Source organism: Hymenobacter sp. BT559, from assembly GCF_016427535.1.
GTDB lineage: Bacteria > Bacteroidota > Bacteroidia > Cytophagales > Hymenobacteraceae > Hymenobacter.
On sequence record NZ_JAELXV010000001.1, the window covers coordinates 1348957 to 1371751 of the forward strand.

At 61.1% G+C, this 22795-nt stretch carries 16 protein-coding genes; 9 read left to right on the top strand and 7 right to left on the bottom strand.

Annotated elements, in window-relative coordinates; all coding sequences use genetic code 11:
- From JAO77_RS24480 to JAO77_RS05600, 3 genes are all read right to left on the bottom strand, one after another.
- The gene (locus tag JAO77_RS24480) at positions 1-891 is read right to left on the bottom strand and encodes an EamA family transporter (RefSeq protein ID WP_213019314.1); all 891 of its coding nucleotides are present in this window, start codon (positions 889-891) and stop codon (positions 1-3) included.
- A 202-nt stretch (positions 892-1093) separates the two neighbouring features.
- Positions 1094-4525, bottom strand: coding sequence for a DUF8696 domain-containing protein (locus JAO77_RS05595; protein WP_198989304.1), 3432 nt, complete (start codon positions 4523-4525; stop codon positions 1094-1096).
- Between the two features lie 558 nt (positions 4526-5083).
- Positions 5084-5743 carry an outer membrane beta-barrel protein gene (locus tag JAO77_RS05600; RefSeq protein ID WP_198989305.1) on the bottom strand — a complete coding sequence of 220 codons (660 nt, stop codon included), beginning with the start codon at positions 5741-5743 and terminating at the stop codon, positions 5084-5086.
- Positions 5744-6168: 425 nt separating this feature from the next.
- Between JAO77_RS05600 and JAO77_RS05605 the strand changes: the two genes are divergently transcribed.
- From JAO77_RS05605 to JAO77_RS05640, 8 genes are all read left to right on the top strand, one after another.
- Entirely contained in the window at positions 6169-8757 is a 2589-nt protein-coding gene (locus JAO77_RS05605; protein ID WP_198989306.1) for a BamA/TamA family outer membrane protein, read from the top strand.
- 97 nt (positions 8758-8854) lie between these two features.
- Entirely contained in the window at positions 8855-9301 is a 447-nt protein-coding gene (locus JAO77_RS05610; RefSeq protein ID WP_198989307.1) for a MarR family winged helix-turn-helix transcriptional regulator, read from the top strand.
- Positions 9302-9512: 211 nt separating this feature from the next.
- Positions 9513-10832, top strand: coding sequence for an inositol-3-phosphate synthase (locus JAO77_RS05615; protein ID WP_198989308.1), 1320 nt, complete (start codon positions 9513-9515; stop codon positions 10830-10832).
- A 24-nt stretch (positions 10833-10856) separates the two neighbouring features.
- Positions 10857-11306: a phosphatidylglycerophosphatase A family protein gene (locus JAO77_RS05620; RefSeq protein ID WP_198989309.1), complete on the top strand. Its 450-nt coding sequence runs from the start codon at positions 10857-10859 to the stop codon at positions 11304-11306.
- Between the two features lie 4 nt (positions 11307-11310).
- Positions 11311-11694 carry a GtrA family protein gene (locus tag JAO77_RS05625; RefSeq protein ID WP_198989310.1) on the top strand — a complete coding sequence of 128 codons (384 nt, stop codon included), beginning with the start codon at positions 11311-11313 and terminating at the stop codon, positions 11692-11694.
- Positions 11691-14264: a DUF5686 and carboxypeptidase-like regulatory domain-containing protein gene (locus JAO77_RS05630; protein WP_198989311.1), complete on the top strand. Its 2574-nt coding sequence runs from the start codon at positions 11691-11693 to the stop codon at positions 14262-14264. The genes JAO77_RS05625 and JAO77_RS05630 overlap by 4 nt, the downstream gene beginning before the upstream one ends.
- Positions 14265-14276: 12 nt before the next feature.
- A complete protein-coding gene (locus JAO77_RS05635; RefSeq protein WP_198989312.1) occupies positions 14277-15578 on the top strand; it encodes a DUF4833 domain-containing protein in 1302 nt (433 codons plus the stop codon).
- Between the two features lie 21 nt (positions 15579-15599).
- Positions 15600-16541 (top strand): phosphatase PAP2 family protein, encoded by a 942-nt coding sequence (locus JAO77_RS05640; protein ID WP_198989313.1) that lies wholly within the window; start codon positions 15600-15602, stop codon positions 16539-16541.
- A 32-nt stretch (positions 16542-16573) separates the two neighbouring features.
- On the opposite strand, the gene JAO77_RS05645 is transcribed toward JAO77_RS05640, so the two are convergent.
- Together JAO77_RS05645 and JAO77_RS05650 are read right to left on the bottom strand one after the other, a co-directional pair.
- Complete coding sequence (locus JAO77_RS05645; RefSeq protein ID WP_198989314.1) at positions 16574-18040, bottom strand: S41 family peptidase; 1467 nt, start codon at positions 18038-18040, stop codon at positions 16574-16576.
- 141 nt (positions 18041-18181) lie between these two features.
- Complete coding sequence (locus JAO77_RS05650) at positions 18182-18820, bottom strand: MOSC domain-containing protein (RefSeq protein WP_198989315.1); 639 nt, start codon at positions 18818-18820, stop codon at positions 18182-18184.
- An 88-nt stretch (positions 18821-18908) separates the two neighbouring features.
- Between JAO77_RS05650 and JAO77_RS05655 the strand changes: the two genes are divergently transcribed.
- Positions 18909-20159, top strand: coding sequence for a M1 family aminopeptidase (locus JAO77_RS05655; protein WP_198989316.1), 1251 nt, complete (start codon positions 18909-18911; stop codon positions 20157-20159).
- Between the two features lie 100 nt (positions 20160-20259).
- Here the strand turns inward: JAO77_RS05655 and JAO77_RS05660 are convergent, their stop codons facing one another.
- Positions 20260-22011 carry a S41 family peptidase gene (locus JAO77_RS05660; RefSeq protein ID WP_198989317.1) on the bottom strand — a complete coding sequence of 584 codons (1752 nt, stop codon included), beginning with the start codon at positions 22009-22011 and terminating at the stop codon, positions 20260-20262.
- A gap of 50 nt (positions 22012-22061) precedes the next feature.
- Positions 22062-22793 (bottom strand): GIN domain-containing protein, encoded by a 732-nt coding sequence (locus JAO77_RS05665; RefSeq protein WP_198989318.1) that lies wholly within the window; start codon positions 22791-22793, stop codon positions 22062-22064.
- Positions 22794-22795: the final 2 nt, after the last annotated feature.

Genomic DNA, 22795 nt, shown 5'->3' on the forward strand with positions numbered 1-22795 from the left:
CTACTCGCCGCCCACGGCGGCTACGGCCGAGCGGGCCGTCAGGGTCGAGCCAGCGCTGGCTGTCACTACCAGGGCCACGGCCACCCACTGGCCCGTGGTGAGGCGCTCGTGCAAGAACAGCCAGCCGCACAGCGCCGCGGCAGCGGGCTCGATGCTCATCAGAATGCTGAAGGTGCGGGTGGGTAGGCGCTTAAGGGCCTGCATTTCCAGGGTGAAGGGCAAGGCGCTCGATAGCAAGGCCAGGGCTGCCCCCGCCGCCAGTAGGCCCGGCGTGAGCAGGCGCAGCTGGCCGCTAGCCAGCCCAAACGGCAGCACGGCTGCCGTGGCAAACAGCATGCCCACGGCCACGGCGGTGTTGCCGGGTAGCACCTGGGCCACCCGCCCGCCCAGCACAATGTACACGGCCCAGCATCCGCCCGCCGCCAGCGCGAAGAGCATGCCCACCAGGTCGATGCCCTGCCCGTGCCAGGGCGCAATGAGCGCAATGCCCACCGCCGCAAGCACGGCCCACGCCACATCGAGCACCCGGCGCGAGCCCGCCAGCGCCACTAGCAGCGGCCCCACAAACTCCAGCGTGACGCCCAGCCCCAGGGGGATGCGTGCAAGTGCGCAGTAAAACAGGCCGTTCATGGCACCTAGGGCCACGCCATAGGGCACCACGGCGCGCCACTGCGCCGCCCGCAACTGCCCAAGCTTGGGCCGCACCGTGATGAACAGCATAACGGCGGCCAAGCCAATGCGCAGGCTGGCGGTGCCTAACGCGCCCACCACCGGAAAAAGCCCCTTCGCAATAGCAGCGCCGGCCTGTACGCTCAGAATAGCCAGTAGTACCGCCGGCACTGGCGGCACAGAAAAACGAGGAGAATCGGTAACTAGGCGAGGTTGATGCACGAGGAAAAGCGTCGCCTGGATTGCTAAACAGAGCGAACAAAAATTTCGCAAAGTTAAGGCCAGCTTAGTGAGCAGGTTAAAAAATGCTCGCCATTTGCCGAAAGAGATAGAAGGGCAGGAGCATGACTTTCCTATAAGCTACAAGCAAAGCCAGTGCGTAGTGGCTTTGTAGATGGGCGCTGAAGGTGCCCGCCGCTACCACCTAGTATACCACGGTGAGCGGGCCGCTGTACGACTTGCCATTGCCCAGCGTGATAACATAGTAGTAGGTGCCCACCGGCGCGGGCTGCCCGCTGATGCTGCCGTTCCATTCGTTGCCACGGCGGTAGCCCGTGGTTTCGAAAACCTTGCTGCCCCAGCGGTTAAAAACCAGCACGTGATTGCCGGGGTAGGCCTCAATTTGGTCAATTTGCCAGGTGTCGTCGCGGCCATCGCCGTCGGGGCTGAGCGCGTTGGGAATGCGCAGGCGCGGCGTCACGGTCACGGTCACCGAGCTTTGACTGGCGCAGTCGCCCAGCTGAGCCGAGAGGGTGTAAGTAGTCGTGACGGCTGGCGCGGCCATGGGCCGCAGCTGATTGCCGGCAAACGTGAGGCCTGGAGCGGGCGCCCAGGTTACGGGGTAGGTGCCATCGGCCGAGCCTTCGAGCAGCACCTGCTCGCCTTCCATAATGGTCTTGTTGGGCCCGGCCTCCACGTGGGGCGTGGGGTTGAGGGCGACCTTGATAGCGTTAGAAACGACTGTGACCGGGCCGCACGCCGTAGTAGTGCGCACGGCCAACGTCACGAGTTGACCATCGCGCAGGGTGCTGCTGGTGAAGGTATTACCCGCCGAAGTAGTTTGGGCGTTGCCCACCGTCACACCGTCTACTTGCCACTGGTACTGCGTGCTGGTGCCGAGGTTGGTCACGTTATCGGCCCGGAACGTCACGGGCGTTCCGGCGCAGGCGGGCAGGGCCGTTTGCACACTAATGGCCGCCGTGGGCAAAGAAATTGGTATCAGGCTGACTGTAGCGGTAGCTACGGGCTGGCCGGTGGCGCAAAAGCCGGCCGTGGGCGTCAATTCTACCCGCACTAGGTCGCCGGTGGCGAGGGTTGAGCTGGTGAAGGTGGTGCTGCTGGCTACCAAGGCGTTATTGACAAACCAGTGATAGGTAGGAGCGGGGCCGGCGTTGGTGGGCACGGGCGTAAAGGTCAGGGCCGTGCCCGCGCACTGCGCGGCGGGGGTGAGCAGCGCCACGGTGGCTACTACCGGGGTCTGGGGCCGCACCACCACTACATTAGAGATGGCCGTGCCGCAGGCATCGGTCACGACGCGCCGGTAGTACTGCAGCGCCGCTACCGGGTCGGGCGAGTAGGAGGGGCTGGTGGCACCCGCCACCACTGCCCAGCTCGCATTATCGGCCGAGGACTGCCACTGGTAAGCAAAGTGGTTGGTGCCGCCGCTGGCTTCGGCCGTGCTCGTGAGGGGCGCAGGGGCCGACCCCAGGCACACCGTTTGGTCGGCGCCGATGGTGCCCGGCGTTAGCACCGGCAGCACCAGTACCGCCACGGTGGCAGTGCTGGTACAGCCCGCGGCATTAGTCACGGTGAGGGTATAAGTCTGGGTAATAGCCGCGCTGGTTGAGTTAGTGAGCGTAGCGGTGGGGTTGGCGCTGCTCGCACTGCTCAAGCCGGTGGCGGGGCTCCAACTGTAGGTGAGGCCTGCCACTGGCGCGGCCCCTAGGGTAAGCGGCGCGCCAGTGCAGGTGCTGCGCGTGGCGGCGCCGGCATCGGCCACGGGTGCCGGGTTTACCGTGATGGTGACCTGGCCGGTAGCGCCGCAGCTGCTGCCCACGGCCGCCCCCGTAATGGTGTAGGTGGTAGTTTGGGTGGGGCTGACTACGAATGGCCCGTTGCCGGTGAGCGGAGTGGCCCCGCCCGTGAGGGTGTAGGGCGCCGCGCCGCCCGCAATGGCTAGGGTAGTGCTGCTGCCCTGGCAAATGGTAAGCGTACCGGTGGCCGCGAGCGTGCCGGGCTGGGCCACCACCACGCGCTGCACTACCGAGTCGAGCGGGCAGCCATACTGGCTGATGCCCCTTACTGCCACCGTGCCGGCGCCCTCCTTGGCCCAGTTTACCTGCAGCGTATCGGCGGTGCTGCTGCCCACGATGGTGCCGCCCACCACGCGCCAGCTCAGTTTGGCCGTGGTGTGGCCGCTGGCCACGTAGCGGCGCACGGTGTTGAGCCCGCACACCGTGGCGTCGCCGCTAATGACCTTGGGACCCTGCGGCTTGGTTACTGTAATGTGCAGGATGTCGGCCACGGTTTTGCCAGCGCAGCCCGTGTCTTTCACCAGCAGCGCTATATCGTAAGGAGTGGCGCGGGCAGTGGCGCAGGTGGTATTAAAAGTGAAGGTGCCCGTGACCACACCATTGGTACCCGTAGTAGTAGCCGTGCCTGTGGGGTTGCCGGGCGTCATGGTGCCTGGCTGGCCACCTAGGGCCGCGTCGAAGCCGCCCGCCCCGTCGAGCAGCACGCTATTCAGCGTCATTGCCAGGGGGTGGCCGTCGGCCTGGGTCACCGTGATGGGGATGCTTAAGCTGCTGCCCGCCTCAATGGTATAGTTGCGCGGCATCGTGGCCACTGGAGGCAGTACCGGCGACTTAGTAGTGGGGCACGAGGCCACCACGAGCTGCAAATCGCGCCGGGTAGTGCCGATGAGTACCTCCCGGCCGTTGATGGTGCGGTACTCGCTTACATCAACAGCCACGGCGTACTTGGCGCCGACTTTGGTAGAAGAATATTTGGCAATGCCACTGCTGGCATCGAGCTCGGCAAAATTGCCCGCCACCGTGCCAAAAGGAGTGGCGGCTGAGTAGCCAAACCCGGCCGTGTAGCCCAGCACCCGGGGCGGGGGCGCAAACGTGTACAGGGGCAGCGCTCCTAGGCCATCGGCCGTGCCGTAGGGCTGGCCAAACGAGTATACGAGCCGGTCGCCGTCGGCGTCCACGGCATTGTTGAGCAAAAAGGTGGTGTCGTTGGCGCAAATGATGGCCACGGCCAGGTCCGAAAATACCGGCGAGTGGTTGGGCAAGGAGGGCGGGGCCAGCGCCGTATACAGCGTTAGGGCTTGCCCACCTGCATTGAAGAGGTTGGTAATGTCAACGTTGCGGTTGCCGTCCGTAAACAGCGCGTAGTAGCCGGCCGTTGACTTGGGCAGGTTCACCACAGCCACAAACTTTTGCAGCTGGTAGGGCTGCGAAACCCCCGTAACGGTGCAGCCCGGCGGAATGGCCGGCTGCTCGCACGCCGACAGCGACGTTTCCGGAATGCTCATCATCCCGGTTTGCGCCGAGTTGGTGGTAGTGTAAGGATAATTGACGCTCGTCAGAATGACCCGCACCCCAGTGTCCTGGTTATAAATGCCTACCGAGGCCGACGGCCGAATGGCTTGGTTGCCACAGTTGTTGTATATGGCCACGGTTATCTCGTAGCGCAGCGGGGCATCGGCGGGGCCGTTGGCATCGAGGTAGCGGTAGGTCATCTCACCACCTAGCAAGTGCGTAGCCAGCGCCGGATGGGCAGCCCCGAGCCCCAGCATAAAAAACACCAACCCTGGCACCAGCCCTAGGCGACGTAGTAAAGTAGCAAGCATAGAAAGGCAGAGAGTAACCAGGAAAAAGCCGCTTGGGCGCCGCGGCCAGCACTACCGGGCAGCCACGCCACCGCAAGAGCCACCTGGCGGATTGGCAGCCTGCAGCGCCAGCCTGGCGCTACTGGCCGGCGGCAGCCCCTAGGGGGAGGTAAATGCCCGAAAACCAAGAAAGAGAAAAGCGAGCCCACGTCCCAAGCCGAGAATGGCCCACGGGTGCTGCGTAGCGCTGGCTAACAGCGCCAGGTACCGGCTCCAGCGCAACGAGCAGCAACAGAGCGCTGAGTAGTAGTTCGTAACGTTGAAGACATACCGAGTGGGAAAGGTGAGTGTGCGGCGTGAAAGTACAAGTTTCCCCCCAAATAGGTACAGCAGATTCTCAGGAAATATTAAAAAATACCTGTGGCCCGTTGTAGTCTCAGTAGCAGTAGCTTGCAGAAAGTTGCCGGTAAGTGGCAGGTCAAGTTGATTAGCGCTGCACTAGTCCTAAAGGAGGCCTTGAAAAGCAAGCGCTTTGGCACTCAACCTCATCAGTCGTGGCATTTGCAGCGCCGGTAGGCGCTAGCCAAACGTGTAGTGCGCGCCCACCAGCACGTTTAAGAAAGCCCGGTCGGTGAAGTGGGCCAGCGAATAGCCAATTACGGCATTGACGAGGGCGTGGCCCGTGAGCTCCACGTGGGGCCCTACCGTGTAGCGCACCCCCGGCCCCAGCGACACATTGCCGGAAAGCTGATTGCGGCGTTCAGTTTCTTGGCGGCTAGGCTGCCCAGTCGAGGCGGGCGGAACAACAGTATAGGTGTAGGTAGTGGCTGCCCGCAGCACCGTGAGCCCCCCCAAGGCCTCGACATGAAAACGCTTGGGTGCCGGCGCAAATGTGAAGCGCCCCAGCACTGGTACGATAAGGGTAGCCGTGTGCGTGTCGAGCGTTCCTGGAATGGAGGCAGGAACGCCCGGAGGGAAGTAGGGGCTTTGGGTTTGGTTACGCCAGGCCAGGGCGGCCCCCGCCTGCACGGCCCAGCGCGGGCTCAGGCGCACGCCGGCCGTTAGTGCCGGACCTAGGATGGTGCTGCTAGCGCCGCTATCCTTGAATGGCGAATCGGTGAGCAGCGACGCGCCTACCCCGGCATAGAAGCGCGAGACAGGAACTGTGGTTTGGGCAAAGCTGGCTAAGGGGGAGGCAGCCACGAATAAGCCCGTGGCTAGAAGGGTAGCGAAGCGCATAATAGAACCAGTAAAGGAGTGGGAAAAGGACGCCTGCAAGGTAAATGCTAACTTGTATACTATAGCTCGCCAGCCCATTATCTTCCTCGTTGCCTACCTGCTGGTGGCCTCACGCTACAAATAGTGTCTACTAGGCTAGCACTGCCTGCTTGCAGCCTAGATAAGCGTTGAAAAGAGCTGCTGCATACCCTAGCTAGCTGTCCCACTGGCTCGGATACTCGCATTCGGCTGGGGTGGGGGCGTAGACCTAAGGTCCGGCCTCACAGCGTAATGTCGACAGTACTGCTGAGCATTACGCAAGCAGCCAGAGCTATAGGCCAGGCAAGACAGTTATATCTTTGTATTTCAGGAAATCTTCACGCGCGCATCAAGCGTTTAAGCTTCAAATTTCCTTCAAGTTTTATTCTAAGTTGTTCGCTTTAGCGTTGTCTGCCTTTCCATCTTCTGCAAAAATAGTTAGCCTAGCTACCCTGCTTACTGCCCTTACCGGAACTGTAGCTGCCCAGGGGGCAGGCCCGGTCTCCGACAGCGTGACGGTAGCCATTGAGCCTACCTACACCCAGGTAACCAAGGTGCACCGCTGGCTGCTGGGCGATAGCTACCGCCAGTTGTGGGCGGCGCCCGTGCGGCTGCGCGTCTTTCACCTAGGGCGCGAAAAGGGCGGCCTCACCATTTTGCAGCGCGGGGGCGGCCTCCAAACCAAGTCGCTGCGCATGCAGGATGCTAGCGGGCAGCAGTGGGTGCTGCGCACTATTCAGAAATACCCCGAGCGGGGTCTGCCGCCCACGCTGCGGGCCACCATTGCCAAGGACATTTTGCAGGACCAAGTGTCGGCCTCGCACCCCTACTCGGCGGTGGTAGTGCCGCCGCTGGCGCAGGCGCTAGGTATTCCGCACGCACACCCTGAAATCGTGTTTGTGCCCGACGACCCGGCCCTAGGGCAGTACCGACAGGATTTTGCTAACCAAGTGTTTTTGCTCGAAGAGCGTGAGCCCCTGGACGCCGACAAAACTGACAACACGGAGAAAGCGCAGAACCGGCTCGAAAAGGACCATGACAACCGCGTCGACCAGGTGACCGTGCTGCGGGCCCGCCTGCTCGACATGCTGCTCGGCGACTACGACCGCCACGAGGACCAATGGCGCTGGGAGCGCCGCGAGGCCGACGGCGGCACCCGCTACGAGCCCGTGCCGCGCGACCGCGACCACGTCTTCTACAAGCCCTCGGGGGCGTTTCCGTGGGCCTTGTCGCGCCATATCTTCAAGGCCAACGTGCAAGGTTACGACGACCACATCCGGTCTATTAACCGCTGGAACGACAAGGCCCGCGACTTTGACCGCTACTTCCTGAATGCGCTGAGTGCCGAGGACTGGCAAACGCAGATTGCCTACGTGCAGGCCCACCTGCCCGACACCCTGCTGGCGCGCGCCGTGCGGCTGCTGCCGCCCAACATCTACCAGCTCAGCGGCCCCGAGATAACGCGCAACCTCCTAGCACGGCGTGCCAACCTAGGGCGGCAGGCCATGCACTACTACCGCTTCCTGGCCAAAAAAGTCAGCATTCCGGGTTCCAACAAGCGCGAGCGCCTTGAGGTAGCTCACCTGCCCGGCGGCCAGCTGCGCGTAACGACCACTGCCCTCAAAAAGGACGGTACTCCCGGCGACCTGCTGTACCAGCGCACCTTCGACCCAGCCGACACCCGCGAGCTGCGCCTCTATGGCCTAGGGGGCGCCGACAACTTTGCGGTGACGGGGACGGAGCGCTCGCGCATCAAGGTGCGGCTGATTGGCGGTGCCGGAGACGACACCTTTGCGGTGGCGCCCGAGGCCGGGCCCAAGCGCAAGGTGCTGCTATACGACCGCTCGGACGAGCCCAACACGCTGCCCGCGCCCGGCCTAGCTCGTGTGCGCACCTCGGCTGATACGACGGTGAATAGCTTCAACCGGACCGGCTTTCACTACGACTTTTTGCAGCCGCTTCTGCTGGCGGGCTACAACCGCGACTACGGCGTGCAGCTCATCGGTAACTTCATCTACCAGCGGCAGGGCTTTCGTAAGACGCCCTACGCCAGCCGCCAGAGCTTGCTCGTGAACTACGGCTTTGGCAACAACTCGCTGCTGCTCGGCTACACCGGCGATTTTAAGAAGGTACTGGGCCAAAACGACTTACTGGTGAATGTACTGTCGAAAGGCCCCAACTACAACAACAACTTCTTCGGGGTCGGCAATGAAACAGAATTTGTGAACGAGGGCGGGCGGCGCATTCGCTACTACCGCGGCATCTACAACCTGCTCACGGCCGATGTGCGCCTGAGCCGCACCTACCAGCACTGGCGCTTGAGCGGCGGCATAGCGGCCCAGCACTACACCAGTGCCGCCGAAAAGAACGTAAACCGCTACCTAGGTGTGTATGCTGCCGAAAACCCTGGCGAGGAAGTGTTCAGCCGCCAGATGTACGCTGGCTTGGTGGCCAGCGCCACCTTTGATACCCGCGACCGCGCCCTAGTGGCCCACCGCGGCGTATACTGGAGCACCAGCCTCAGCGGCCTGCGCCGCCTCGACGGCGACCACCACTCGTTCGGGCAAGCTCTTACTGAGTTCACGTTCTATGCCAGCCCCACCCGCGACTCTAGCCTCGTCATTGCCAACCGCACCGGGGGCGGCACCACCCTAGGTAGGGCTGCCTACTTCCAGCAGCTCAAGCTAGGCGGCGCCCAAAACCTGCGCGGCTACTACCTGTGGCGCTTCACGGGCAAGAGCATGGTATACAATAACCTAGAGCTGCGCTTCAAGCTCCTGGACTTTACCTCGTACCTGCTGCCCGGCACCCTAGGGCTGGTGGCCTTCAACGACGTGGGGCGCGTGTGGTCGCCAGATGAGCGCTCGCAAACTTGGCACACCGGCTACGGCGGGGGGCTGTACTTTTTGCCGGCGCAGCTAGTGCTGGTGCAGGCCGTGGTGGGCTTTTCTAACGAAGGCGTGTACCCTTACATCTCGGCCGGCTTCCGGTTTTAGCGTGGCCTAGGGTCAGCAGGGGCGGAGCGTGCCTTGCGCAGTAGTTAGATATCTAACGGTAGGTTGTCTAACTTTGCGGTTTGCTCGCGCTCAAAAAATGACCTCCCCCGACTCGTTTGTGGCCTTTCTGGATGCCCTGCCGCTGGCGGGCAGCGCCTTTCGGGCGTACTTGCGGCGGCGCTTTCGCGAGTATCGCCTCGACCTGACCCTGGAAATGACCCAGGTGCTGCACTACCTCTGGCAGCACAACGGGGCCAGCCAGCAGGAAATAGCCTGCGCTGCCAACCGCGACAAGGCGACCATGACGGCGATGCTCGACAACCTGGTGCGGCGCGACCTCGTGGAGCGCCGCGCCGATAGCCACGACCGCCGCACCAACCGCGTCGTGCTCACCCCCAAGGGTCAGGCGCTGGAGCTGCAAGTAAAACCCCTTATGCAGGAGATGTTTGCGGTGGCCGGGCAGGGCTTGGCCCCCGACCAACTGCGCACCGGCCTGGCCGTGCTCACAAAAATTACGCAAAATCTTACGCAGGCTGAAAAATAAAATGGGACGCCTTGCGTCTGGGTTGCCTTACGCTTACGCGGTAGTGCTGCCGAGCTCCGAGGCCCTAGGTAAAACATTCCGCTTCTACTCGGTTATACCTTCCCGCCGCGGGTGAGATAGCCGGGCAGATGACTCTGACTGGTGGCGCTAAATAAGGCCTGGCGCCCACCACCTACTACCGTTAAAGTGGCCCTCGAACACCAACTTAAAAATGACAGAACAGAAAGGACAACTGGCCCCCGCCAATGGCAAGTTGGGCATCTTGCTGCCCGGCATGGGCGCCGTTGCCACTACCCTCATTGCCGGCGTGCTGGCCGTGCGCAAGGGCGGCGGGCAGCCCATCGGCTCGCTCACCCAAATGGGCAAGCTGCGCACCGCGGCGGGTAATCAAAAAATCAAAGACTTCGTGCCGCTCACCGACCTCGAAAACATCGAGTTTGGCGGCTGGGACGTGTACGAAGACAACGTGTACCAGGCGGCGGTGAAAGCTGCCGTGCTCGACGACAAGCTGCTGCAAAGCGTACGCCCCGAGCTGGAGGCGATGGTGCCCATGAAGGCGGCCTTCGACCCGCACTACGTGAAAAACCTCGACGGTACGCACGTTAAAACATACACCACCAAGTTCGACCTAGCCGAGCAGGTGATTGCCGATATCCGCAACTTCAAAGCCGAGCGCGGCTGCGAGCGCCTCGTGATGGTGTGGTGCGGCTCTACGGAAATCTACCACGAGTCGGGCGAACTGCACCGCACGCTGGCGGGCTTCGAAGAAGGTCTGCGCACCAATGCGGCCAACATCGCCCCGAGCATGGTGTACGCCTACGCCGCCCTCAAAGAAGGCGTGCCCTTCGTGAACGGCGCCCCCAACCTGACCGTGGACGTGCCCGCCCTGCTGGAGCTGGCCGCTATCACGCAGACGCCAGTAGCTGGCAAGGACTTCAAAACCGGCCAGACGCTGATGAAAACCATCGTGGCCCCCGGCCTGAGCGCCCGCTCGCTGGGCGTGAAAGGCTGGTTCTCGACCAACATCCTGGGCAACCGTGATGGCCTGGTGCTCGACGACCCCGATAACTTCAAGACCAAGGAAGTATCGAAGCTGAGCGTGCTCGACAGCGTGTTCCACCCCGAGGAAAACCCCGAGCTGTACGGCGATATGTACCACAAGGTGCGCATCAACTACTACCCGCCCGCTGGCGACAACAAAGAAAGCTGGGACAACATCGACATCTTTGGCTGGCTCGGGTACCAGATGCAGATTAAGATTAACTTCCTCTGCCGCGACTCCATCTTGGCCGCGCCGCTGGTGCTCGACCTCGCCCTGTTCATCGACCTAGCCAAGCGTGCTGGCATGTCGGGCATCCAGGAGTGGCTCTCGTTCTACCTCAAGTCGCCCCAAACCGACGCCAACATTCGCCCCGAGCACGACATCTTCAAGCAGCTCGTGAACCTGCACAACACTCTGCGTCTGCTCATGAACGAGCCGCCCGTGGAGGCTGCTACCGAGGAAGAATACCAGGACGGCCCCGCAGTGTAATGCCTGGTAAAACAATTTAATAGAATGTTTAAGCTAATCGCCACCGTGCTGGGCATCGGGTACGTGAAGGGCGGCGGCACGGTGGCGGCCGTGGCCTGCTGCCTGCTGCTGTACCTGGTCCGGCCCGGTGGCGTTTTGCTGCACCTAGGGCCCGCCGCTTTGCTCACAGGCGGCCTGCTGGCCCTGGGCACGCTGGCCGCCCAGCGCGTAGAGGGCGTGTGGGGCAAGGATAGTTACCGCGTGGTTATCGACGAGGTGGCGGGCATGTGGGTGGGCATGCTGCTGGTGCCTCTCACGGGGCCGCGGCTGCTGGTGGGACTGGTGTTGTTTCGGTTCTTCGACATCGTCAAGCCCTTATTCATCAGAAAGATGGAGCAGCTGCCGGGCGGCGTTGGGGTGATGATGGACGACGTGCTGGCCGGCGTCTATACCAACGTGTTGCTACAAGCGGCCGTGCACCTAGGTTACCTCTAAGGCCGTGCGTACCCCTCGTTTCTTGAAGGCCCAGGCGGCCTCAGCGGCCGGTACGGTCGTTGATTTTTTGGTGACCATTGTGTGCGTCGAGGTGTTCCATAGCTGGTACCTGCTGGGTACGGCGCTGGGCAACGCCGCCGGTGGCCTCACCAACTTTTACCTAGGGCGATACTTAGTATTTAAAGTGCCCGAGCAGCAGGCTGCTGCTCAAGGGGTTCGGTATTTTGTAGTGTGGCTCGGTAGCATGCTACTGAACGCGGGCGGCGTTTACTTGTTTACGCAGCTGCTGCACCTCAACTATGTATATAGCAAGGTGGTTGTTTCGCTGCTGGTCGGCGTAGGGTTCAACTACTTTTTGCAGCTGCATTTCGTATTTCAAAAATCATGAAACGTCTGCCTCTCAGGCATTCTTACGCCGCCGTGCTTGGCTGGCTGCTGTGGCTGCTAGTGGTGCCTGCCGTAGCGCTGGCCCAGGGGGCCACTACCATCACGGGGGTAGTTACCGACGCTAAAACCCGCGAGAAGCTGCCCTTCGTGAGCGTATCGGTGCCGCAGGCCGCCATTGGCACCAACACCGACCAGGACGGGCACTACACCTTGCAGGTGCCGGCACAGTACACGTCGGTGGTTTTCACCTACCTAGGGTACCGCTCGGTCACGAAGACCTTCGAAGCGGGCACGCCCCAAACCATAAATGTGGCGCTGGCTACTAGCTCGGCGCAGCTGGGCGAGGTCGTAATCAGAGGCTCGAAGCCGCCGCGCTACAAGAACAAGGACAACCCGGCGGTGGCGCTTATTCGGCAAGTAATTGCTAACAAGCCCCAAAACCGGCCCGAGAGCTACGACTACGTCGAGTATAAGAAGTATGAGAAGATGACCTTCTCGTTCAGTAACTTATCGGAAAAGTTTAAGAATCGTAAGGTATTCAAAAACTATCAGTTTCTATTCAAGAAGCAAGACTCGACGGCGGCGGGCGGGGTCAATATTTTGCCCATCTACATCGAGGAAAAGCTGGCGAAGGAGTACTACCGCAAAAGCCCGGAAACGCGCCGCGCCGTGGAGCTTGGTAACAAGCAGGTCGAGTTTGACAAGCATTTTATTGATAATGAAGGCCTCAGTGCCTACTTCAATAGGATGTACCAGGACATCGACATCTACGCCAACAACGTGTCGCTGCTGGGCAACCAGCTCCTGAGTCCCATTGCTGACAACGCGCCCACGTTTTATCAGTTTTACATCTCCGACACGCTGCGCCAGCACGTGCCGCAGCTCATCGAGCTCAGCTTTTTTCCGCGCAACAAGGGCGATATGTTGTTTGCGGGCAAGCTCTACGTGACGCTCGACGGCCACTACGCCGTGCAGCAGGCGCACTTGTCGGTCGATAAGCGCATCAACCTCAACTTCGTAAAGAGCCTGGATGCGAACCTAGAGTTTGCTGAAAACCCCGACCGGCGCTACCACCTTAGCAAGACCTTCCTAGGTATCGACTTTGGGGTGACGGAGAAGGGCTCCGGCTTTTATGGCGAGCGCACGGTGTCGTTTCAAGACTACCGCGTGAACCAGCCCGCGCCCGCCGGCGTGTACGAGGGCCCGGCGCGGGTCATCTTGGCCGACAGCACCAGCCGGCAGAGCGCAGCTTTTCTGGAGCACAACCGGCCCGATAGCCTGAGCCAAGTAGAGCAGTCGATTTACAAAAACGTCGATACGCTGCAGACTATCCAGTCCTTTCAGCGCACGCTCAAGATAATCTCGTTTGTGCTGTCGGGCTACACGCCGCTCGGGCCGTTCGACCTAGGCCCGGCCAATACCTTCTACAGCTTCAATCCCGTGGAGGGCTTCCGCCTGCGGGTGGGGGGGCGCAGCACACCTGAGCTGAGCAAGCGCGTGTACTTCGAAACCTACACCGCTTACGGCTTTAAGGACGAGCGGTGGAAGTACTTTCTCAGCGGCACGTACTCGCTCAATGGGCAGTCCATTTATAAGTTTCCGCAGCACTTGTTACGGGCTAGCTTTCAGCGCGATACCCGTATTCCGGGGCAGGAGCTAGAGTTTGTGCAGGAAGACAACTTCCTGCTTTCGTTCAAGCGCGGCGTCAACAACAAGTACCTCTACAACGACGTGTACCGGCTCGATTACGTGCACGAGTTCAACAACCACTTTTCGTACTCGCTGGGCTTCCGTAAGCTGCAGCAGTCGCCGGCGGGTGGTCTTTACTTCCGCGACTCGAGCACCGATACGCCCGACCTCATTGGGCAGCTCACGACCAGTGAGGTGTCGCTGGGGCTGCGCTGGGCACCTAGGGAGGCGTTTTACCAGGGCAAGACCTACCGCTCGCCCATTATTAATAAGTATCCCATCTTCACGGCGCGGGCGGCGCGCGGCTTCAAGGGCCTGCTCGATGGCGAGTACAGCTACACCAACCTGTCGCTCAACGGCACCAAGCGATTTTACCTCTCGCAGCTCGGCCACGCCGACGTGGCCGTGGAGGGCGGCTACGTGGTGGGGCAGGTGCCGTTTCCGCTGCTCGACATCCACCGGGCCAACCAGACGTACTCGTACCAGCTGTACTCGTACAACCTGATGAACTTCTTAGAGTTTGCGAGCGACCACTACGCGAGCTTGTTCATCGACCAGAATTTCAACGGCTTCTTCTTCAACAAACTACCCGTTATTAAGCACCTCAAGCTGCGCGAAACCGCGTCGCTGAAGCTGCTGTACGGTGGCATTCGAGAAGAGAATAACCCCTACACGCACCCGCAGCTGTACCAGTTTTTGCAGGATGCGGCGGGACGGCCGGTTTCGTTTGCCCTAGGTAGCACACCCTACGTAGAAGGCAGCGTAGGCATCGCCAACATTTTCAAGCTCTTCCGTATCGATGTCGTGAAGCGCTTTACGTACCTCAGCAACCCCAACGTGGCCGAATGGGGCCTGCGGGGTCGCTTTAAAGTTGATTTTTAACTGCCTGACCGCATGAATTTTGCTACCATCCGGGCAGCGCTCCAAGCCGGGATTTACAAGGTTATCAACCCGTTTGTGCGCCTGCTCATCAAGCTGGGCTTTACCCCCAACGCCGTGACGCTGACCGGCCTGCTGCTCAACATAGGAGTGGCCGTGATATTCATCATCGGCGGCGAGGAAGGCAACCGCGGCGACCTGCGCTACGTGGGCTGGGGCGGCGCGCTTATCCTGTTTGCGGGCCTTTTCGACATGCTCGATGGCCAGGTGGCCCGCCTCGGCAACATGAAAAGCACCTACGGCGCCATGTTCGATTCGGTGCTGGACCGCTATAGCGAGCTGTTCACGTTCCTAGGTATCTGCTATTACCTAGTGGCGCACCACTATCTCCTAGGGTCGTTGTTCGCGTTTATTGCGCTTATTGGCTCTATGATGGTGAGCTACACCCGCGCCCGCGCCGAGGGGCTGGGCGTCGATTCGAAGGGCGGCCTCATGCAACGCCCCGAGCGCGTGGTGCTTATGGGGGTAAGTGCCTTGGCCTGCGGCATTAGCTCAGCCTATATAGGGGGCGATTATAAGCTGTTTATCCCGGGTGTGCCGTTCCACGTCTTCGAAACCATGTCAATTCTGACGCTGCCCATCACCATCTTGGCGGTGCTGGCCAACATCACGGCAGTGTCGCGGCTGCTGCAAGCCCGCAAGGCCCTGGAAGCCAAAGATGCTAAGGACGCGGCCGAGGCTGCCGTGGCCGCCACCCCAGCTGTGGTGCCTGCGCGGTCGGCGGTGAAAGCATTGGTTATTGGGTTGTTCTTCTGCGGCTTGCCGCTGGCCCAGGCCGCGGCGCCGGGCCTGGTATTTCCGGTGCCGACGGGGGTTGCCAATCAGCTCTTTTACCTACAGCGCGACCCGAATACCAACACCGTTATCTACCAGCTCAATGTGAACAGCGCTGGCAAAGTAGACGAGGATGAGCCGGTGCATGTGTTCTGGATACGCTACGGCGAGCACGGCGAGCGCAAGGACTTAAATTTCATTCAGCGCAAGTTTGCCTACGGCCTCACCGCCAAGAAGGCCGCGGCTGATAAATACGTCCTCAAGTTTGCTGCCTACGACAAGGTGCCGTTTTACCTCCAAAAAACGAGCGCCGACAATGCCTTCCACGTGGTTACGGTCATCAACAACAAGCAGATTGTGATAAACCGCGTGTACCTGCGCATCGAGGGCGGTACCTTCTGGGTGCCCAACGTGAAGTACATCGAAGTCAAAGGCTGGAACGCTGCTACCCGCGAGCCCGTGGTAGAACGGTTGAGCGTGTAGCGCGGGCTTCTATAATTCTTTATGTCTCAACTATCTGCCGAGCCGGTTCGCCCCGCCGGGCGCTGGCTCGTGCCAGCGCTTTCGCTGGCTTACCTGCTGTTTTCGCGGTTTCTGATTGGCTTCCGGCCTGAGCAATTGGTGCTGGTGGGGCTGTGCAATGCCTGCTACTTTCTGTCGGCCACCACGCGGCGGTTCATCACCGGGTTTTCCATTTTTGTGGTCTTTTGGGTGCTGTATGATTACATGCGCGCCTTCCCCAACTACCAGTACCGGGCCGTGGACGTGGCGCAGCTCTACCACACCGAGAAAAGCTTGTTTGGCATTCGCACCCTAGGGCAAGTACTAACGCCCAATGAGTTTTGGCTGCAGCACCACCAGCCTTGGCTCGATGTGCTCTGCGGCATCTTCTATTTGTGCTGGGTGCCGATTCCGCTGGCGTTTGCGGGCTATTTATTCTTCCGTAATCGCCGGCTGTTTTTCGCGTTTGCGCTGACTTTTTTGTTGGTCAACATCCTAGGGTTCATTGTGTATTACTTGCACCCGGCTGCCCCGCCGTGGTATGTGCAGCAGCACGGCCTACAGTTTCAGCCGCTCACGATGGGCAGCACGGCGGGCCTGGCTCGGTTCGATAGCTTTTTTGGGGTTCACATTTTTCAAGGCATCTATGCCAAGAATGCGAACATCTTTGCGGCCATGCCTTCGCTGCACTCAGCTTACCCGGCCATTGTGCTGTTTTACGCGCTCAAAAACAAGTCGGGCATCTTCAACGGGCTGTTCCTGGTAATTATGCTAGGTATCTGGTTTGCAGCGGTGTACACGAGCCACCATTATGTGCTGGACGTGCTGGCGGGCATCACCATTGCCCTGACGGGCATCGGTATCATTCGCTTTCTGCTGGCCAAGAGTCCAACGTTCAACCGCTTAGTTGACGCCTTTATGCAAGCCACGGCGCCGGCCGCCTAGGGTATCTTTTGCAGAGGGGGCATGCCACGTAGCTAGCGCAGTAGTGCAGGCAACTGGCTTAGCACGGCGTCGGTGCGGGTTGCCACCTGCCGGGGCGTGGGCACCACCTCGATATCGGGGCACACGCCCCGGCCCAGTTGCGGGTTAGGGCAGGCCGAGCGTATCCGAAAGTGCGGCAGTTGGAGTATCAAGTGCGTTTCGGGTAGCTCTAGGTCTGAGATTGTGCCGCCGTTGCAGCCGGCTTCGGCGCCGCCCGTTTCCTCCCCGATGACCGTGATGCGCCGCTGCGCCCGCAGGCTGGCGGTGAAATTGGAAGCGGCAGAAAACGTGCCACCATCGACCAGCACCACGACCTTGCCTCGGAAATAGCGCCCGTGGTAGGGCCGCTGCGGGCCTAATTCGGAGTTGACAAAGCTAATGGTGCCATCGAGCAGGCGCCGGACGCGGGTGGGGTTGAAGTAGTTGGGTTTGAGCGAGTCGGGCTGCGAGAAGAAAGGCAGTAGCACCGGAGCCAGGGCGCTTTTATTCAGTACAAATTCGGACTTCAGGAGGTATTTCATAATGTCTACCGAAATCTCTTGGTTGCCGCCAGCATTGCCACGCAAGTCGATAATTAATTGCTTGGTGCGACGCTTGGCAAGGTCGGCAAAGAGCTGGCGATGAAATGCTTTGAAGTCTTCCAACTCATCGTAGCTAAACTCGCGGATTCGCAGAATGGCCGTGGCGGGCAGGTCCTCGGGGTAGTGCACCGACCGCAGCCGGTCGAGGCGGCGGGTGCGGTTCTGCGCGGCCGTGAGGGGCGGGGGCATCGGGGCCAGAGGCTTGGGCTTGGCGGGCCTAGGTAGCGGCGTGAGCTGGCGTTGCTGCCCCGTGCTATCGCGCACAAGCAAGGGGTAGGTAGGCTTAGCCTCGTAGAAGCTCCAGTAATAAGAGTCAAAGAAGCCAGCTTCCAATTCATTGTCTTGAAAGCCAGTGCCGTAGCCATCGGCCGAAATAAGCGAACGTAGGCGCGGCAGCACCTCGGCGGTGGGGTGCCCGTCGATGGCCAGTAGCTCGGTGCCGGGCTGTAATTCGGGCGCGGTACTCTGGTTTTCAGCGATAAACAGACGGTCTTGGCGCACGGCCACCGTAAACGGCAGGTAGGGGTAGGGCTGCCGCCGAAACCACGCCTTGTAAGCCGCCGAGTGCTGCACCCGCGTGTGCCCGCAGTGCACGCGCCCCACCAGCGTTTGCAGCAGCTGCCAGTATTCGGGCTCGGTCATGGGGTGGGTGAGGGCGCCGGCCGTGCGGGCAAAAGCGCGGTCGAGCGAGTCCTTGGGCGTATACCAGTACAAGCCGGGGTGGACTTCTTCCAGTGCCCGGCGCAGGTACGCAAAATCACTTTGCAACTGTGCCACCTCGTAGCGCTGGGCCGGGTCGTAGCCAGCAGGCGCCGCCGATTGGGCCGCTGCTATGAGGTGTCCGATGCAGCAAGCGAGTAAGAGAAAAAGTCTTTTCATGAGGCTAAGTATGTTTTGCAGAAAGGGTTTGAGCATTCAGCCAAGTAGCTTGGACTTTGTGGTCCGAGCGCGAGCGCAGCGAACAGTGTGTAAGCGAACGTTGATGTGAGCTACGCTCGCGCTCGGACTACAAAGTCCAAGCTACTGGCCGAGCAATCGTTCTAAGCGTTCGCGCCAGCTGGGCGAGAGGGTGGGGAGGGCCAGCAGCGCTCGCACCTTGTCTAGGTCGGCGTAACCAGGCGCCAGCATCTGCACCATGTCGTGGATGGTGACGGCGCAGGTCGACGCCTCGACCAGCGCAATAGCATCGCCCGCCTGCAAGTGGCCTGGCTGCACCACCCGAAAGTAGATGCCTGGGCGCTGCGCTTCCTCAAACTCGCGCACCAGACTCGGCCGCTGCCAGCGGATGCCCAGCTTCAGGCACGGGCGGCGCGGCTGCACGGCCATGAGCACGGTGGTGCCGATTTGGAAGCAGTCGCCTACCCGCACGTCGGTTTCGAGCAGGCCGGTGGTAGTTAGGTTTTCGCCAAAGGCGCCGGGCACGAGTTGGGCGGCGGGTAGGTGCTGTTGCCAGTAGGCGTGGTGCTCCTGGGGGTAGGCGTACACGGCCTTGTCGGGACCGCCGTGCACGCGCAGGTCGGCCTGGCCATCGCCGGCCAGGTGCTCGGCGTGCAACTGCACTGGCCCCGCCACGGGCTGCTTAAAGATGCTGGTGCGAATGATTTTATCCTGCCAGGTAATGGCTTGGGGCAGTGCCACATTTAGGGAAAGGAGCTGCATAAAGCGAAGTAACGGCCGAGTTGGCGTAGCGATGGCCTAGGCTGGGCGGTACGTGGCGGTGACTACCTTCGGCTTTACTTTCCTTGCTATGAAAATTTTGGTATTGCTGCTTGGGCTGGTCCTAGGTAGCGCGTTTGCCGGCTACGCCGTGCCCCGCGTGCAGGTGCAGCTTTCAGTAGAGCCCACCACTCAGGCCTTCACGTGTCGGTACACGTTTGCACTGCCCGCGGGCGATACAACCACCGTGCTGCGCCTCAATCTGCGGAAGGCTTTTCGGGTGCAGCGCGTGCAAGGCGGCCGAGCCATAGTGCAGACCCGCCGCCTCTACTACCCCTATTTCGCCGACACGATGCAGCAGGTGGTGGCGCGCTACCCCGCCGGCCGCCAGGCCCGCATGCTGACCCTAGACTACACGGGTACCCTGGATAAGGAGCGCACCACGGCGGCACAAGTGCTAGAGTTTAGCGGGCATACTAACTGGTTGCCCTTCCGGCATTTGCAGGAGTATGAGGTGGTGGAGTATGCCCTAGGCGTGCGCGTGCCGGCGGGCTATCAGGTACGCAGTACCTCGCCGCCCCTAGGTGCCAAGCCGGGTTACTTTCGGTTTGAAGGCCGCGCGTGCGCCCTCGAGCTGACGGCCATCATTGCTCCGCAGTTTTGGCAGGCTGTGGCTAGTCGGGGGCCTGCTATTGCAGTAGTGAAAGCCGGCGCGGCCCTAAGTCCTATGGAGGCGGCTATTCTGCCCAAAGCCCAGGATATCGTTGCTTTTTACAACCGCACCATCGGCCGCCAGGACTCCATTACTAGGTTCACGGTGCTGCTCACGGGCACTAAGCAAGACGCGTTTGCCGTGCTCGAAAATGCTACCGTCATCACCTACGCCGATAATTTCGACGTGGCGCAGCGGGGGGATTTGCTGACTCTGGCCCACGAAATCAGCCATAAGTGGTGGGGCTACGGCTCGGTGCACGATGAAACCGACTGGCTAAACGAGGCCTTCGCGACCTATTCGAGCATGCTCTACCTGCAGGCTCGTGGCGATACGGCCGGCTATCGCCAGAACTACGAGAAGCTCGCCAAGACTACGCCCAACACGCCGCCCATCATCGGCTTCGACCGCACGAAGTACGAATCAGGCATGTACCGACGGGTGGTGTACAATAAAGGCATGGTAGTGCTAGCCGCCCTGCACGCTCACGTGGGCACCCAGCAGCTCTACACCATTTTGGCGCGTACGGCGGCCCAACAGGTGAGCACGACCAGTGCCTTCCTAGGTGTAGTAGGGCAGGTCGCGGGCGCCGAAACCCGTACTTGGCTGCAGGCAAGATTAAGCGAGTAAGGCAGTGTGTAGTGCCCACCGTAGCGCGGACTTTCAGTCCGCAAGCCAGTGCTACCGCACTCTCGAACTACACTTTGTACTCGCGGACTAAAAGTCCGCACTACTTGGCTTTAGCGAGCTTGGTGGCCTTGGTAGATACGCCTAGGTGGCGTAGGGCAGCGGCCAGCACTGGGTCTTGGCCGGCTTGCAGGGCGGCCACGGTGGGGTGCGCGAGCACGGTGGGCTGGATACCGATGCCGTTCCATTCGGTGCCGTCGGGGTAGGCGTCGCGCTTGGTGCACACGCGGGCCATGATGCCGCCGGGCACGGCAAACGCGAATGGCTGCCCGGTGCTGCCGCCGGTGGGTTCGCCCACTAATGCGCCCCGCTTCAGACCCACGTAGGCCGAGCAAAAGTCCTCGGCCGCCGAAAACGTTTCGCCGCTGATAAGCACCGCCACGGGCTTGGTGTAGAGCTTGCCCGCGCCGGCAGGCTGCCACCTATCAGCAGCGTACAGCGACTCAAACCGCACGCCCGCACCCCGCGCCCGGCCCACGGCGCTGTAGGTGCGCGACTGATAAGTGCCAGCACTATAGGGCTTATCGGTGAGGTAGCTGAGGATGTTGTAGCCGTTACCCGAATTGCCGCCCCCGTTTTGACGCAGGTCGATAATAAGGCCAGCCGTGTTTTTAATGGAATCGAACGCCGCCACAAAGCGCTTGAAGCCCGCATCGGTTTCAAACTCATCGACTCGTATATACGCCACGTTGCCGGGCAAAAAGCGCAGGCGCACGGGTACGTAGGGCGTATACTTTCCGTAGCCGCGGCGCGGCAGCACGCGCGTAAATTCGTGGCCCCGCGCATCACGGAAGGTGAGGCGCACGGGTCGATTTTTGGGGCCGCGCAGCAGGTTGTAAATGTAGGTTTGCACGTCCACGTTTTGGGTGGTCGAGCCGGCTTGGTAGGGGCGCACGTAGCGCTCGGCATAGGTCTTCACGGGCAAGCCATCAATCTGCACGATTTCGAGGCCGGGCACGATGCCGGTGCGACGCAGGCTGTCGTACTGTACGTCGCGCACCAGCACGCGGCCCTCTACCAGGTGGGGCCGCAGTGGCGGGCGGGCGCCCACTGAGTCGAGGAGTGGGCCACTATTGACCCACACATTGGTGTGGCCGTCGTGTAGCTGCACGTAGAACTGCTGGAGCAGCCGGAAGTACCCTAGGGTGCTGGTAGTGGCTTGTACTTTAGATAAGTACTCTAGGTAGAGCTTGTCCCAATCTAAGCCCGGTAAGTGGTCGAAATACGCGAAGTTGTACTTGGCTTCTTCCCACAGCTTCGATAGCCCGGCCACCTTCTCGGCCGTGGGTAGGTTGGGCTGGTAGGGCGTGGCCAGCGCTGGCGAATCGAAAACGTTGCTGAGAGCTGACACCTTATCTACTATCGGTTTAATAGAAGGGTCTTGCCGTGCTACAGCCAGGGCCGGCTGTTTCAATATCCAGGGTGTATATACCTCTTGCTCTTCTGGGGAAACCAGAAGTTGTTGCAGCGAAGCGGCAGCGGCAGCCGGCTGTCCTAAACGGCCTTGCAGCACAGCCAAGTCGAAGAGGATATCGCTTTTGCGGTAAAAAAGTGACTCGCTGGTTTTGGCCAGCGCCACTACTTCGGGGCGCTGGTAGTACCCTAGGGCCGCTTGCAGCAGGCGCACGCCCTTTTGCAGACTGTCGGTGGGCGGGTTTTCGGCTTTGCCTACCACTGCCCGCACGCGAGCGCGCTGGTTTTGTAAGTAGTCGTAGGCCGCATCGGCCGTGAGGAGCGCCTGAGCCTGGGCCGCCGCGCTACCAAAAACGAGGAGTACGAATAATAAAAGTTTCATAGCCAAGTAGCTGGGGCAGAAAAGAGGATGGCTTCGATGAGGAATAAGACCTAGAGATGCACAATTTGGCCGCCTTGGTCGTGGCGCTCCTGCGTGAGCAGGGCCGAGCCGCTGTAGGTGATAGTAGCTTCATTGATGGCGCTGGCATCTAGCGTTTTACTCACGGCCAAGCGCGCCGTGCTGCCGCTAGAGGCATAGGCGGTGCACTGGTCGGCGCGCAGGCCGGGGCTGCGAAACTTGCTGCCCCCGATGGCCCGCACCCGTAGCGTAGTGGCCGTGCCGCTGAGGTGGGCTTCAGCGCCTTCGCGCAGTTGGACATCCAGCGCGGGCACCTGCACCGCACCGCCTAGGCTGGCCCCTGAGCGCAGCTGCACGGCTAGCGTGCCCGCGTCACCGGTGCTTAGGCCCTTGGTCAGGGTCACGGCGGCTCCGTCGGCAGCTTGCAAGGTGTGTAGTTCGTGGGTCGTTACCAGTACTTTGAACACTTCGCGCGAATTCACTAGGCCTTGCCAGTTGGGCTCGTGTTGGTAGTCGAAGTACACCTTGAGTACCCCTCCTTCGACTACCGTTTTGGTCATGCGCCGAAACTGAGCGGTCGAGGCGTCTACCACCGCCTCCGACGAGGGGCCGGCCTGCACCACTAGCTGGATGCCACTGGCTACGTCGATGGCCGTGAAGGCCGGCAGGGTACGCGCTTCGGTGCGGGCAGACGGGCTGTGCTGTGCCCAACTGCTGGCGGGCGTGGCGAGGCAACCTAGGGCGAGTAGTAAGAGCGTTTTCATGG

Coding starts and splice junctions, on each gene's coding strand:
- JAO77_RS05595 (WP_198989304.1), bottom strand. CDS start 4,525: ATGCTTGCTACTTTACTACGTCGCCTAGGGCTGGTGCCAGGGTTGGTG.
- JAO77_RS05600 (WP_198989305.1), bottom strand. CDS start 5,743: ATGCGCTTCGCTACCCTTCTAGCCACGGGCTTATTCGTGGCTGCCTCC.
- JAO77_RS05610 (WP_198989307.1), top strand. CDS start 8,855: ATGACCTCCCCCGACTCGTTTGTGGCCTTTCTGGATGCCCTGCCGCTG.
- JAO77_RS05615 (WP_198989308.1), top strand. CDS start 9,513: ATGACAGAACAGAAAGGACAACTGGCCCCCGCCAATGGCAAGTTGGGC.
- JAO77_RS05620 (WP_198989309.1), top strand. CDS start 10,857: ATGTTTAAGCTAATCGCCACCGTGCTGGGCATCGGGTACGTGAAGGGC.
- JAO77_RS05630 (WP_198989311.1), top strand. CDS start 11,691: ATGAAACGTCTGCCTCTCAGGCATTCTTACGCCGCCGTGCTTGGCTGG.
- JAO77_RS05635 (WP_198989312.1), top strand. CDS start 14,277: ATGAATTTTGCTACCATCCGGGCAGCGCTCCAAGCCGGGATTTACAAG.
- JAO77_RS05640 (WP_198989313.1), top strand. CDS start 15,600: ATGTCTCAACTATCTGCCGAGCCGGTTCGCCCCGCCGGGCGCTGGCTC.
- JAO77_RS05645 (WP_198989314.1), bottom strand. CDS start 18,040: ATGAAAAGACTTTTTCTCTTACTCGCTTGCTGCATCGGACACCTCATA.
- JAO77_RS05650 (WP_198989315.1), bottom strand. CDS start 18,820: ATGCAGCTCCTTTCCCTAAATGTGGCACTGCCCCAAGCCATTACCTGG.
- JAO77_RS05655 (WP_198989316.1), top strand. CDS start 18,909: ATGAAAATTTTGGTATTGCTGCTTGGGCTGGTCCTAGGTAGCGCGTTT.
- JAO77_RS05660 (WP_198989317.1), bottom strand. CDS start 22,011: ATGAAACTTTTATTATTCGTACTCCTCGTTTTTGGTAGCGCGGCGGCC.
- JAO77_RS05665 (WP_198989318.1), bottom strand. CDS start 22,793: ATGAAAACGCTCTTACTACTCGCCCTAGGTTGCCTCGCCACGCCCGCC.